11 protein-coding genes and 1 tRNA gene are annotated in these 13214 nt (G+C 47.6%); 6 read left to right on the plus strand and 6 right to left on the minus strand.

The annotated features are described in order from the left end of the window. Window positions 1-87: 87 nt before the first annotated feature. From BLP55_RS12620 to BLP55_RS12635, 4 genes are all read right to left on the minus strand, one after another. The gene (locus BLP55_RS12620; protein ID WP_091144793.1) at window positions 88-2223 is read right to left on the minus strand and encodes a Tex family protein; all 2136 of its coding nucleotides are present in this window, start codon (window positions 2221-2223) and stop codon (window positions 88-90) included. Between the two features lie 341 nt (window positions 2224-2564). Continuing rightward, window positions 2565-3467, minus strand: a complete 903-nt coding sequence (locus tag BLP55_RS12625; RefSeq protein WP_091144796.1) for a cation diffusion facilitator family transporter — start codon at window positions 3465-3467, stop codon at window positions 2565-2567. Continuing rightward, complete coding sequence (rpiB, locus tag BLP55_RS12630; protein WP_091144801.1) at window positions 3468-3899, minus strand: ribose 5-phosphate isomerase B; 432 nt, start codon at window positions 3897-3899, stop codon at window positions 3468-3470. Between the two features lie 604 nt (window positions 3900-4503). Further along, window positions 4504-4743, minus strand: a complete 240-nt coding sequence (locus tag BLP55_RS12635) for a putative signal transducing protein (RefSeq protein ID WP_091144805.1) — start codon at window positions 4741-4743, stop codon at window positions 4504-4506. Window positions 4744-4919: 176 nt separating this feature from the next. Here BLP55_RS12635 and rnr point away from each other — a divergent pair, with 176 nt between their 5' ends. The 3 genes from rnr to BLP55_RS12650 all read left to right on the plus strand — a co-directional run bounded on the left by rnr (window position 4920) and on the right by BLP55_RS12650 (window position 8527). Next, window positions 4920-7103 carry a ribonuclease R gene (rnr, locus tag BLP55_RS12640; RefSeq protein WP_091144809.1) on the plus strand — a complete coding sequence of 728 codons (2184 nt, stop codon included), beginning with the start codon at window positions 4920-4922 and terminating at the stop codon, window positions 7101-7103. A 5-nt stretch (window positions 7104-7108) separates the two neighbouring features. Beyond that, window positions 7109-7780, plus strand: coding sequence for a head GIN domain-containing protein (locus BLP55_RS12645; protein WP_091144815.1), 672 nt, complete (start codon window positions 7109-7111; stop codon window positions 7778-7780). Window positions 7781-7843: 63 nt separating this feature from the next. Next, window positions 7844-8527: a LysE family translocator gene (locus BLP55_RS12650; RefSeq protein ID WP_091144819.1), complete on the plus strand. Its 684-nt coding sequence runs from the start codon at window positions 7844-7846 to the stop codon at window positions 8525-8527. A 1040-nt stretch (window positions 8528-9567) separates the two neighbouring features. Here the strand turns inward: BLP55_RS12650 and BLP55_RS12655 are convergent. Both BLP55_RS12655 and folB read right to left on the minus strand, forming a co-directional pair. Continuing rightward, window positions 9568-9638, minus strand: a tRNA-Cys gene (locus tag BLP55_RS12655). A 71-nt stretch (window positions 9639-9709) separates the two neighbouring features. After that, a complete protein-coding gene (gene folB, locus BLP55_RS12660) occupies window positions 9710-10069 on the minus strand; it encodes a dihydroneopterin aldolase (protein WP_091144826.1) in 360 nt (119 codons plus the stop codon). Between the two features lie 142 nt (window positions 10070-10211). Between folB and BLP55_RS12665 the strand changes: the two genes are divergently transcribed. From BLP55_RS12665 to BLP55_RS12675, 3 genes are all read left to right on the plus strand, one after another. Further along, window positions 10212-12245 (plus strand): glutamine--tRNA ligase/YqeY domain fusion protein, encoded by a 2034-nt coding sequence (locus tag BLP55_RS12665; protein ID WP_091144830.1) that lies wholly within the window; start codon window positions 10212-10214, stop codon window positions 12243-12245. 288 nt (window positions 12246-12533) lie between these two features. After that, the gene (locus BLP55_RS12670) at window positions 12534-12863 is read left to right on the plus strand and encodes a YtxH domain-containing protein (protein ID WP_091144833.1); all 330 of its coding nucleotides are present in this window, start codon (window positions 12534-12536) and stop codon (window positions 12861-12863) included. Beyond that, the gene (locus BLP55_RS12675) at window positions 12863-13213 is read left to right on the plus strand and encodes a competence protein (RefSeq protein WP_091144837.1); all 351 of its coding nucleotides are present in this window, start codon (window positions 12863-12865) and stop codon (window positions 13211-13213) included. The genes BLP55_RS12670 and BLP55_RS12675 overlap by 1 nt, the downstream gene beginning before the upstream one ends. The last annotated feature ends 1 nt before the right edge of the window (window position 13214 follow it).

Below are 13214 nucleotides of genomic sequence, written 5' to 3' on the forward strand. Positions count from 1 at the left end.
TGCCAAGATATTACGCAACTATGCTTTGTGTTCTTTGCGGAAAACTCTGTATCCTTTGCGGTAAACTTTTGTCGTTTGCGGTAAATTTCAGATGACCATGGTCAACGCGATGCGTTTGCGCTCCTCGTCTACTTCAGTGACCTTGACCTGAACGTGTTGGTGCAGTTTGACCACTTCATTGACATCAGACACAAATCCGGCCTTGAGCTGCGAAATGTGCACGAGCCCGCTTTCCTTGATACCGATGTCTACAAAACACCCAAAATTGGTGATGTTGTTGACGATTCCCGGTAAAACCATCCCGCTTTTGACGTCCTTGATCGTCTTGATGTTCGCATCGAACTCAAACACCTTGGCCGATTGCCGCGGATCGAGCCCTGGTTTTTCAAGCTCCTTGATGATGTCTTTGAGCGTCAGCAAACCGATGTCGCCCGAGACGTAATTTTCGGGTTTGATCAGCGCGGTTTTTTCTTTGTTCGCAATCAAATCGTTGACAGAAAGCTTTAAATCCTTGGCCATTTTTTCGACAATCGGATACGCCTCGGGGTGTACGGCCGAATTGTCGAGCGGATTCTTGGCGCCTTTGATGCGGATGAACGCCGCGCCTTGCTGGAAAGCTTTGTCGCCAAGCCGCGGTACTTTTTTAAGTTGTTTCCGATCCTCAAACGGACCATTCTCGGAACGGTAAGCGACGATATTTTCGGCCAGCTTCTCCCCTATTCCGCTCACATAACTGAGCAAATGCTTGCTCGCCGTATTGATGTTGATGCCCACCGAGTTCACGCAACGCACGACCACGGTGTCGAGTTCTTCCTTGAGTTTGGTTTGGTCGACATCGTGCTGGTATTGCCCGACACCTATGGCCTTGGGATCGATCTTGACCAATTCGGCCAGCGGATCAGACAATCTTCGTCCGATGGAAACCGCGCCGCGAACGGTCACGTCGTATTTCGGGAATTCCTCGCGTGCAATCTTCGATGCCGAATAGACCGACGCACCGGCTTCGCTCACGACAAAAACCTGTACAGGCTTGTCGAACGCGATCTTCTTGATGAAATGTTCGGTCTCGCGCGAGGCCGTACCGTTGCCGATTGAAATGGCGTCGATTTTATAGGCATTCACCATCGACTTTACTTTCTTCATCGCGATCGTGAATTCGTTTTGTGGCGCGTGCGGGAAAATCGTTTCGTTGTACAACAAATCGCCTTTTTCGTCGAGACAGACAATCTTGCAACCGCTTCGGAATCCCGGATCGATGGCCAAAATGCGTTTTTCGCCGAGCGGCGGCGCGAGCAACAGCTGGCTCAAATTGTTCGCAAAAACCCCGATCGAATTCAAGTCGGCTTTGAGCTTGGCTTCCTGTAGCGATTCGTTGGAAATGGCCGGTGCAAGCAAACGTTTGTAGCTATCGGTGATCGCTTGGGCGATGTGCGGCGTGGTGTCGTTGTTCTTTTTGATGACGATTTGTTCGATGAGATCCAATGCCTCATCGCCCGAATTTTCGGCATCGACTTCGATTTTCATCTTGACGAAACCTTCGTTCTCGGCGCGCAACATGGCCAGCAATCGATGTGGCGGCGTTTTGCCGAGCGGTTCATTCCACTCGAAATATTGTGCGAATTTCTGTGCGGCTTCGTCGTCCTTTTTGGTTTTGACGACCTTGGTTTCTATGGTGGCTTTTCGCTGGTACAATCGTCGCAATTGCTTGCGTACGTAAGGGTTTTCGTTGACCCATTCGGCAATGATGTCGCGCGCGCCCTGCAAAGCTTCGTCTTCGTTCTTGACATTTTTGTTCAGATAGCGCGACGAGATGAAATCGATGTCGTCATTGCCTTGCGCCATGATGATTTTGGCCAGCGGTTCGAGGCCGTTATCGCGCGCAACGTCGGCACGTGTTTTCTTTTTCTTTTTGAACGGCAGGTAAAAATCTTCGAGTTCGTTCAAATCGAAGCTGTTGTCGATCTTGTTTTTGAGTTCGGGCGTGAGCGCCTTTTGTTCTTCGATGGATTTGAGGATGGCCTCTTTTCTTTTAACGATGTTCTCGTAGGCTGTATTTTGCTTGGCGATTTGTTCGATGACGGTTTCATCGAGGTTTCCGGTTTGGTCCTTGCGGTAGCGCGAGATGAACGGGATGGTGCAATCTTCTGATAAAAGCTGGACGGTATTTGCGATGGATTTGGCAGGCGCCTGGACGGTTTGTGCGATGAAATCGATGTGGGTCATTGTTGAAACTTTGTTATGGATGACGCGGCCCTACCCCGGATAGAAGCGAAAAGCCTTTGCGTGAAAAACGTACATTTTTGCCGATGGAAAAAGCGACCGCAGGAAGCTATTTTGCAGCGTGTCAAAAATAACGTTTTTTAGCGAAGCCTGCAGCGGACAGCCGGAATGGGTTCAAAAAAAAGCTATTGAAACCTAGGAAAAACTTTAACAAAAAGTACAGAAAATCTGTAGCGAAGTGATTTTTTTATTTTGTAGGGGATACCTTCATAGCCCCCTTCCCTACGGTAAAAATACGATTTTTAAAGATGCGGCTGGTACAGAAAATCTGTATTTTTAAACGTTTAATCCTGCGCGATAAAATCGCCCGAACATTGCCCAGCAAACTCTGGCTGGATTGTCGAGTGGTTGATGTGGAATTCGTGGTGCAACACCTCCTCTATTTCGTGAACGATCCGGTTGAATTCGGCAATCGTAATATTCTCGCGACAGTCCAGGTGCGCCTCGAAGTGCAATTGGTTGTCGTTGAGGCTCCAAAGATGAATGTGGTGCAATTTGTTTTCACCGGTCACCGCATGGACCTTTTGCACGATTTGTTCGATGTCGAGATTTTCGGGCGTAAACAACAACAACATCTTGGTGGTCGATCGCAGCAAACCCCATCCCATAAAAATCAGGTAGATGGCAATGGCGAGCGTGATGACGCTGTCGATCCAAAACCAACCAAAGTATTTCATGAGCAATCCGCCAATGAGCACCGCGACCGAAGCCATCGTATCGGTCAGCAAATGCAGATAGGCTGATTTCATGTTGACGCTGTGCGCCGCGTCTTTTTTCAACAGCAAGGTAGAAATCCCGTTGAAAACAATACCGAGTGCAGACAGCCAAATGACGATCTCGGAGCCGATCGCAACCGGGCTCGAAAAACGCAAAACAGCTTCGTAGACCAAATAGACCGCCACGATAATAAGTGTCGCCGCGTTGATGAAGGCCGCGAGTATCTCGGCGCGTTTGTACCCAAAGGTATGGTGGACGGTCGCTTTTTTCTTGGCCAGACGGTGCGCGACAAAACTCAAAGCAAGCGAAACCACGTCGCTCAAATTGTGCAACGCATCGGAGACCAGCGACAAGCTGCCCGAGACAATACCACCCACGATTTGCGCCACCGTAATCCCAATATTCAAAAGAATCGACACCGACAGGTTTTTGTCGGTGACCTCCTGGGAATGGTGGCTGTGGTCGTGCATTTACATACAGTCTATTTTGTTGACGCGTGTGGCGTGGCGTCCGCCTTCGAAAGCGGTGTTCAGGAAAGTATCGACAATTTCTACGGCTTGCGGGATCGACGTAAAACGCGCCGGGATGCTGACGATGTTGGCGTTATTGTGCCCGCGCGCCAAACCGGCAATTTCCTTGGTCCAGCAAATGGCCGCACGGATGCCTTGGTGTTTGTTGACCGTAATGGCGATGCCGTTGCCCGATCCGCAAATGACGATGCCGAAATCGGCTTTGCCTTGGGTGATGTCGTTGGCTACGGGATGGCCAAAATCGGGGTAGTCGACGCTGTCGAATGTATCGGTTCCGTGGTTGATGACGGTATGCCCTTTGGCCTCGAGCATTTGAACGATGGCTTTTTTGTAATCGGGACCGGCGTGGTCGTTTCCTATTGAAATAGTCATGTTGTGTTGTTTGTGCAAATTTACGAATTCACGACGTTAAAATACGGTAAGGTCATGGTTTTTAAAGACGTGTTCTAACCAGAAATAGTAGTTTTGAAAACGTATGATTGCATTGTTAACGTATTTTTATAAAACATTGGAAATCAGTTTACTTTAAATTAACATTGATTGTTCATAAGTCTGGATAGAATTTCAGAAGATTTTTTAGCATCTATCGGATAAATTTCTAATCAAAAACGCAATCAAGAAAAGCAAATAAAGTTTGCGGGATTTTTGGTTTAGTTTTCCATACTTTTTAAATGGTTTTCAACATAAAAACCCACTCGAAAATATCGACAAAAACAAAGTGATTTTGATTGTTAACAGTTGTTTATTATTTTAAAGTAAAGGTTAAAAATGAGCGTTTTGTGTGTCATTTTCTATGTTAATAAATTGTTATAACAAGGTTAAACGAAATAACAAAACGCTTGAGAAAAAATTTATTCCTACAATCAACACCCTATAATAACCATCAAAAATTTAATTTAAAATTCCTTCTTCTTTTTGATGTAATTAATGTTTGTTGAAAACTGCTCTTGTTCCTTTTCGAAAAAATCCGATGGGCTCATACGATGGTCAGCTGGCTTCGGTTGTTGAGTTCGTCGAGTATGGCCTGTACCGCCTGCAAATCGTTCGGGTGCACCTTGAGCTTGATGCCGCCGAGTGCGAGCGAATACATGGGTGCCACCGATGCCGTGGCCTCGTTCTCGAAAAAATAGGCGATGCCTTCCTGCTCGAGCCGGTGCTTGAGGATCGTGATTTCGTGCGGATAGTTGAATATGGCGGCGGTGATGAAATCTTCCATAAAAGATCGTGGGTTGTTGGTACCTTAAAGTTAGCGCAAAGTTTCGAAAATAGATGGTTATTTGTGAGATTCTTTGAGTTTGCGGGAAAACGTCAAACGTTATATTTTCCCTAAATATCGATCCGTTGGCCCAAGTCACGATTCTTCTTTGTAATTTCGAACTTCAACCCAAAACAATGAACAAAAAACACAAACATACCGGGAAGAAAGCCAAGGACTTCTCCCACAAGATTCTCAAGATACTCTCCAAGAACGCCAACCGTGCGTTCAACTACAAGCAAATCGCGGCGCTTTTAGAGGTAGACGATACCAAGAGCCGCAACGAAATCATCAAGGATTTGAAGATACTGGCCTCGCAAAAGCAAATCATCGAGACCGAACCCGGAAAATACCTGATCAAGGCCATCAGCCAGGACTATTACGAAGGTACGATCGACATGACTTCGCGCAAGACCGCCTATTTTATCTGCGACGAATTTGAGGAAGACGTCTTTATCCCGAACAACAACCTGAACCGCGCGCTCGACGGCGACAAGGTCAAGGTGTACGTCTACAACAGACGTAAGGGCAAACGTCCCGAGGGCGAAGTCATCGAAGTCATCGAACGTTTGAAGGACGAATTCGTGGGCGTGATCGACATCCAAAAAAACTTTGCGTTTGTATCGACGGCCAACGCCAAGATGTATACCGATATTTTTATCCCAAAGGACAAGATCGGCGAGGCGCAAAACGGCGATGTCGTGCTGGTCAAGATCGAAGATTGGCCCAAGAAAGCCGATTCCCCTTTCGGATTTGTGATCAAAGTACTCGGCAAACCTGGCGAGCACAACACCGAAATCCATGCGATTTTAGCTGAATACGGACTGCCGTACGATTTTCCGATCGATGTCGAGGCCTATGCGCAAAAGCTAGACACTTCTATCCAAGCCAGCGAAATCGCCAAAAGACGCGATATGCGCGACACGTTGACCTTTACGATCGATCCGAAAGATGCCAAGGATTTCGACGATGCGCTGTCGTTCAAGAAACTCGACAACGGCAATTTCGAGATCGGGATACACATTGCCGATGTCTCGCACTATGTCAAGGAAGGCACCGCGCTCGACGACGAGGCCTACCAACGCGGCACATCGGTCTATTTGGTCGATCGTGTCGTGCCGATGTTGCCCGAAGTGTTGTCTAACTTCGCGTGTTCGCTGCGTCCGCATGAAGAAAAATACACGTTTTCGGCCGTGTTCGAAATCACCAAGACCGCGCAGGTGGTCGACCAATGGTTCGGGCGTACCGTGATTTATTCGGACCAACGTTTCGCGTACGAAGAGGCGCAGCACATCATCGAAACCAAAAAAGATGTGATTCCGGCCGATATTTCACTCACGGGCGAACAATACAAAGTTCCCGCAAATATTGTCGAAGCGACGCTCAAATTAGACGATTTGGCCAAGATCCTGCGCAGCAAGCGTATGGCGCACGGCGCGATTTCGTTCGACAAGGTCGAGGTTAAGTTCCACCTCAATTCCGAAGCCGACCCGACCGGTGTGTATTTCAAGATTTCGAAAGATGCGAACCATTTGATCGAAGAATTCATGCTGCTGGCCAACCGCAAGGTAGCCGAGTTTATCGGCAAGCAAAAAAAGACGTTTGTATACCGTATCCACGACGAACCCGACGAATCAAAACTGATGGCCTTGCAAGGTGTGATTTCGAAGTTCGGACACAGCTTGAATTTCAAGAACAAAAAGTCGATCTCGGCCTCGCTCAACAAATTGCTCGACGACGTACACGGCAAAAAAGAACAGAACCTGGTCGATACGCTGGCCATACGCACGATGAGCAAGGCCAAATATTCTACCGACAACATCGGGCATTACGGGCTGGCGTTCGATTATTATTCGCACTTCACCTCGCCCATCCGTCGTTATCCCGACGTGATGGTGCACCGTTTGTTGCAGCACTATCTCGATGGTGGCAAATCGGCCAGCGAAGAGGAATACGAAGAAAAATGCGAACATTCGTCGAACATGGAAAACCTGGCCACGCAAGCCGAACGCGATTCGATCAAATACATGCAGGTCAAGTACATGCAGGACCACCAGGACCAGGAGTTTTTGGGTGTCATTTCGGGCGTGACCGAATGGGGCATGTATGTAGAGATTGTCGAAAACAAATGCGAAGGCATGTGCCGCATCCGCGAGATCAAGGAAGATTACTATACGTTCGACGAAAAACAATATGCGCTCGTGGGCGCCGTTACCAAAAATGTGCTGCAGTTGGGCGACGAGGTGATCGTCAAGGTCAAGAACGCCGACTTGGTCAAGAAGCAGCTCGATTTTCACTTTATCCGTAAACACCAAGCCTAGAAAAAATGAAAAAGTTAGTCCAAGTCGCATTGTTGTTGTGCCTTGTATCGGTAAACGCCCAGGTCAAGAAAGACGTGGGTGAATTCAACAAAATCAAGTCTTTCGATCAAATCACGGTCGAACTCATCGCTTCCGATCAGGAGAGGATTGAGATCACCGGGAATCGCGCCGAAGACGTAGAAGTCATCAACAAAAATGGCGAGCTCAAGATCAGGATGCGCACCGGCAAGTTGCTCGAAGGCGAAGCGATCGAAGCCAAGGTTTTCTTCAAGAACCTGACGCGCATCGATGCCAACGAAGGCTCGTTTATTGGTTGCGACAAGACGTTCAAACAAGGTTCTATTTATGCCTCGGCACAGGAAGGCGCACAAGTCAAATTGAAAATAGAAACCGAATCGGCTGAATTCAAGGCGGCCACCGGAGGCAAGGTAAAAGTGTCGGGAACCGCTAAAAATGTTGACATCGCGCTGGGTGCAGGCGGTTTCCTGGAAGGAAAATCACTCGAATCGCAAACCGCCAAAGTCGATGTCAAGGCAGGCGGAGAAGCCGAAATCCATGCGTCGGAATTGGCCGATGCACGTGTCACGGCCGGTGGTAAAATCGTGTTTTACGGCAACCCGAAGCAAATCAAACGCAAAACCACGCTGGGCGGTAAAATTGAGGAAGTTCGAAATTAGCCGACCATCTGCATCATCGTTTTTTATTTTTTGAACTATATTTGTTAAAATAAAACACTTTCGATGATTGAAGATATTCTGACGGCAATCCCGCTTGGGTTCTTTTTGAGCTTTATGATCGGGCCTGTATTTTTTGTACTGCTCGAGACCAGTGTCGTCAAAGGATTCCGGGCCGCCGCCGTGTTCGATTTAGGTGTTGTGCTGGCCGATATCATCTTCATTTTGATCGCTTATTTTTCGTCTTATCGTTTGATACAAAGCATCAAGGACGATCCCGCACTGTTTGTATTCGGCGGCATCGTGATGCTTACCTACGGCGTGATTTCGCTCGCCAAAAACAAGAAGCAAAAAAAGAACATCGACCCCGAAGACCCGGCAGAACTGGCCAAGAACAACTATTTCAGCTTGTTCATCAAGGGCTTTTTCCTGAATTTCATCAACATTGGCGTACTGGGTTTTTGGTTGGCGATCCTGATCACCGTCGGGCCTACGCTCAAACTCGACCCAACCCGTATGTTTACGTTTTTCACGGCCGTGATCCTGAGTTATTTTGTCACCGATATTTTCAAGATACTGCTCGCCAAACAACTGCGCAGCCAACTCAATCCGAACAACATCCTGCTCATCAAAAAAGCCATCAGTGTGGTGCTGATCATTTCGGGCGTATTCCTACTTTCTCAGGGCTGGTTTCCGCAGGAACGGAAAATTATGGATAAGGCGCTTGATAAGTTGGAGCAACAGGATTGATTTTTTGGAGCTGTTTCCCGCTTTCCGTTGCAATCTTTTTAAAGCTTTTACAAAAAGCTTTAAAAAGGATTTACGCTTCAAATGCCTTTTTCAGGCATTCACCGAACACCTATTTAATATTAACTAGGTGAGGTAATCGGGGCTAGGGCGCGTTGCATCGCTAGCGCTAAGTGCAAAACTAGATGTTTTGGAATTCTAAGTAGTTTTCGCTGCCGCGGGCTTCTCAACTTTTGCCTCGCCGCAAAAGTTGCAAAAAGGCGTAGCGCAAGACCGCTCGGCGACCAGCCAGGTTTTCGATGGCTAAATCAAAAGAACTCGCCTACGGCTCAAACAGCTTTTGATTTTACGCCATCTTCAAACGGCTGGTACCCGCCTGCACGGTCGATTGCGCGCCAGGCAGGAAAGTAATATTTGCATTTTTGGCTTGCCCGCTGCGCCAAAAATCCACACGGGGAACGTGTGTTCAACGTTCGATGAATCGTCTCGCTTGGAACATTCGTCGCAAAACGTCCTCGCGGGGAAAAATCTTTCCGCCACGACGATCTTCCCGGCGCGTTGGACGAACGCCCAAAACGGACGACAAATTTTAAATTTACAATGAACGTTCTTCGTGAGGCAGCGCGCTTTGGTCGTGGCAGGCGGGCACCTGCGGCTTGAAGCAGGCGTTAAGAAACAAATGGTGTTTGAGCGAAGCGAGTTCATTTGTTTTAGCAAGCGAAAGCCAGCAGGTCGCCGAACGAACGCGCGCCAGGCATTTTTGCTACTTTTGTTGCCAGACAAAAGTAGACCCGCGGTAGCGAAAACTTCTTAGAATTTCAAAACGTCCGGTTTTGAAAATAGCTATAGCTACGCTGCTCACCCTAGCCCCGATTACCTCACCTAGTTAATATTAAATAGGTGTTCGGTGAATGCCTGAAAAAGGCATTTGAAGTGGAAATCCTTTTTTAGCTTTTGCAAAAAGCTAAAAAAGATTGCAACGGAAAGCGGGAAACAGCTCCAAATAAAAACAAAAAAACCTCCCGAAAAGGAGGTTTTCCCAGAGGCATCGAGCGGATTCGAACCGCTGTACGAGCTTTTGCAGAGCCCTGCCTAGCCACTCGGCCACGACGCCATTATTGGTTTGGACGGCAAATCTAACTAAATAATTTGGAATTTGAAATTTTAATCGCACAATTTGCGCCGCTAGCTGCGGTATTCCTCCATCTCTACCGTAACGGCCTCCACATCACCACCAATAGGCGGGTTGATTTTAGAAACGCCAACCACAATGCGCGACACCTCGGGGATTTCGCGGAAAATACGGCTCAGGATACGGTGCGCGACGTGTTCGATGAGGTTCGATCGCACGGCCATTTCCTCGGCGACAATGCGGTTGAGCAGTACATAATCGACCGTATCGGCAAGCTGGTCCGATACCGATGATTTGCGCAAATCGGTCTTGATTTCGAGGTCTACCGAATATTCCGATCCTATTTTGCTTTCTTCGAGCAAGCATCCGTGGTAGGAGAACGTCCGGATGTTTTTGAGTTTGATGACACCCATAATGGTTTAATCGTTGATTTGTTTAATCGTTTAACCGATTCCAAAAGTAGTGATTATTTGTGGGTGTCACCTATCGATTAAACAAATAAACGATTCCACGATTAAACAACAATTCATACCTTTGCGCTTCAAAATTTATACAATGTCATCCGAAGAAAAGTCACTGAATTTCATCGAGCAAATCATCGAGGAGGATTTGAAGGACGGTTTGTCCAACGACAAATTGCGCTTTCGTTTTCCGCCCGAACCGAATGGTTATTTGCACATTGGGCACGCCAGTTCGATTGCGCTCAATTTTGGCCTCGGTATCGATTACAATGCGCCTGTCAATCTGCGTTTCGACGATACCAACCCGGCCAAGGAAGAACAGGAGTATGTAGATGCGATCAAGCGCGACGTACAGTGGCTCGGATACCAATGGGACAAGGAATTGTATGCCTCTGATTATTTCCAGCAGCTCTATGACTGGGCCGTCGAATTCATCAAAAAAGGCAAGGCTTATGTAGACAGCCAGACTTCCGAGGAGATGGCCGCGCAAAAAGGCACGCCCACCACCGAAGGCGTCGACAGCCCGTACCGCAACCGTTCGGTCGAGGAGAATCTGGATCTTTTTGAGCGCATGAAAAATGGCGAATTCGAAGAAGGGACGCACATTTTGCGCGCCAAGATCGACATGAAATCGACCAACATGCTCATGCGCGATCCCATCATGTACCGCATCTTGCACAAGCACCACCACCGCACCGGCGACGATTGGTGCATCTACCCGATGTACGACTGGGCGCATGGCGAAAGCGACTATCTGGAACAGGTTTCGCACTCGTTCTGTACGCTCGAATTTTTGCCGCACCGTGAATTGTACGATTGGTTTTTGGACCAGATTTACGACGACAAAAAGGTACGCCCCAAGCAACGCGAATTTGCCCGTAGGAATTTGTCGCACACGGTGGTAAGCAAGCGAAAGCTACTCAAACTCGTTCAGGATAAGTACGTTAACGGATGGGACGATCCGCGTATGTCCACCGTTTCTGGCTTGCGCAGACGTGGGTACACGCCTACTTCGATCCGCAATTTTGCAAACATGATCGGCATCGCTAAGCGCGACAACCTGATCGATGTGTCGGTGCTCGAGTTTTGCATCCGCGAAGATTTGAACAAGACCGCGTCACGTGTGATGGCGGTTCTCGATCCGGTAAAGCTCGTGATCACGAATTATCCCGAAGGCAAGGAAGAATGGCTCGAGGCCGAAAACAACCAGGAAGACGAAAATGCAGGGTTTAGAAAAGTACCTTTTTCGCGTGAGGTTTACATCGAACGGGAAGATTTTCTGGAAGATGCACCGGCCAAGTTTTTCCGCTTGTCGATAGGTAAAGAAGTGCGGCTCAAGAACGCTTATATCATCAAAGGCGAATCTGTCGTCAAAGATGCCGAAGGGAACATCGCCGAAATCCACGCGACCTACGACGTTGATTCCCTGAGCGGTAGCGGCACCGAAGCGAGTTTGCGCAAAGTATCCGGAACCTTGCATTGGGTTTCGATTGCACATGCGCTGCCGGCCGAGGTGCGTTTGTACGACCGCCTGTTTACCGACGAGGCACCCGACACACACAAAGAGAAGGATTTCCTTGAATTCGTCAACCCCGATTCGTTGAAAACCGTGACGGGTTATGTGGAACCAAGCTTACAATCGGCACAAAACGAAGACAAGTTCCAGTTCCAACGACTGGGCTATTTTACGGTAGATAAGGACTCGACGGCGAGCAAATTGGTATTCAACAAAACCGTCGGGCTCAAGGATGCCTGGGAGGAAAAAGGCAAGAAAGAAGAGAATGCGATCAACAATTCGCTCAAGGAAATCAACAAATATTTCAAGGTTTCGACCGATGCCGAGCGCGAAGCCATCGAGCAATTTGTGGCGCAAAACATACAATTGGTGGGCAATTTTAGTTTGTTGCAGAGTTCAATCCGCAAGAACATCAACAACAACAAGGTTTCGCTCCTGTTTTCGAATTGGGTGATCAAACATTCCGACAAAATCAAGCTGTCGGATTTTGACCGGGAATTTGTCGAAAAATGGTTTGACCTTTCCCACCGAAGTGAATCGCCATTTGTGCGCGCGCAATTGGAAAATCAAAAAATCAAGCTTCAATTTACGGCACTTTCGTTAGGATTGTAAAAATAGATTGTATCGATTCAAATCCCTCTAACCAGAGGGGTTTTTTATTATTAATGTTTTCTATCGTTTTTATCATATCGATAAGTTTTTGTTTTTAAAAACGACTTCCATAACACGTTTTTAAGCAACGATTGATTTTAGACGGACACCGCGCCTGTTTTTTGAAATTGAGTCAAACCCTGATGATTTAATTGCGAATTTTGTCTCGGCACCCAATTTAACGGGCTGTTAACAACGAAATGTTAAAATTGTCGCTATCTTTAAAATTCAACTACAAATTTTAAAGTCATGTCACGAGATAACGGAAGTACCGTCGTTGCCATTTTGGCCGGTGTCGCAATTGGAGCCGCGGCCGGAATTTTATTTGCACCCGACAAGGGTTCCAAAACACGCGCCAAGCTCAAAGACGGTTTCGAAGACGCCAAGAACAAGGCCAAGGACAAATTCAACGAAGCCAAACACAAATTCCAGGACGGGTACGAAAACAAAAAGCACGACGTAGAACACAGTTACGAAGATTTACTGTCCAATTTGAGCCACAAGGCCGAAGATGCGATCACGTTCCTCGAACAAAAACTCGCCGATCTTAAGGCCAAGAACGCCAAATTCCAAAAGTAATGGCGTTCGAAGATTTTCGCGAAAACACCGCACCGTTGCAGGAACAAGCCCAAAAATTCATCGACAGCAACCTCGCTTATTACAAACTTTGGGGATTTAAGGTGGCGATGAGATCGACGGTGATGATCCTCAAATTCACGCTGATTTTGTTGTGCGTGTCGATGGTATTGTTGTTTGGTTCGGTGGCTGCGGCGCTCGCAATCGGGCAGGCGCTAGGGAGTTACGCCTACGGATTTTTGATTGTCGCGGGCATTTATGTCGTGTTCACGGCACTGCTTTTTTTGATCAAGGACAAAATTGCCGAGGGCCCGATACTCGAGAAGTTCTCCGAAATTTTCTTTAACGACTGAT

The sequence above is a fragment of the Flavobacterium caeni genome (assembly GCF_900101895.1).
Classification (GTDB): Bacteria; Bacteroidota; Bacteroidia; order Flavobacteriales; family Flavobacteriaceae; genus Flavobacterium; species Flavobacterium caeni.

Bases quoted from the DNA above. Each gene is read 5' to 3' on its own strand.
- BLP55_RS12620 (WP_091144793.1), bottom strand. From the start codon at position 2,223: ATGACCCACATCGATTTCATCGCACAAACCGTCCAGGCGCCTGCCAAA.
- BLP55_RS12625 (WP_091144796.1), bottom strand. From the start codon at position 3,467: ATGCACGACCACAGCCACCATTCCCAGGAGGTCACCGACAAAAACCTG.
- rpiB (WP_091144801.1), bottom strand. From the start codon at position 3,899: ATGACTATTTCAATAGGAAACGACCACGCCGGTCCCGATTACAAAAAA.
- BLP55_RS12635 (WP_091144805.1), bottom strand. From the start codon at position 4,743: ATGGAAGATTTCATCACCGCCGCCATATTCAACTATCCGCACGAAATC.
- rnr (WP_091144809.1), top strand. From the start codon at position 4,920: ATGAACAAAAAACACAAACATACCGGGAAGAAAGCCAAGGACTTCTCC.
- BLP55_RS12645 (WP_091144815.1), top strand. From the start codon at position 7,109: ATGAAAAAGTTAGTCCAAGTCGCATTGTTGTTGTGCCTTGTATCGGTA.
- BLP55_RS12650 (WP_091144819.1), top strand. From the start codon at position 7,844: ATGATTGAAGATATTCTGACGGCAATCCCGCTTGGGTTCTTTTTGAGC.
- folB (WP_091144826.1), bottom strand. From the start codon at position 10,069: ATGGGTGTCATCAAACTCAAAAACATCCGGACGTTCTCCTACCACGGA.
- BLP55_RS12665 (WP_091144830.1), top strand. From the start codon at position 10,212: ATGTCATCCGAAGAAAAGTCACTGAATTTCATCGAGCAAATCATCGAG.
- BLP55_RS12670 (WP_091144833.1), top strand. From the start codon at position 12,534: ATGTCACGAGATAACGGAAGTACCGTCGTTGCCATTTTGGCCGGTGTC.
- BLP55_RS12675 (WP_091144837.1), top strand. From the start codon at position 12,863: ATGGCGTTCGAAGATTTTCGCGAAAACACCGCACCGTTGCAGGAACAA.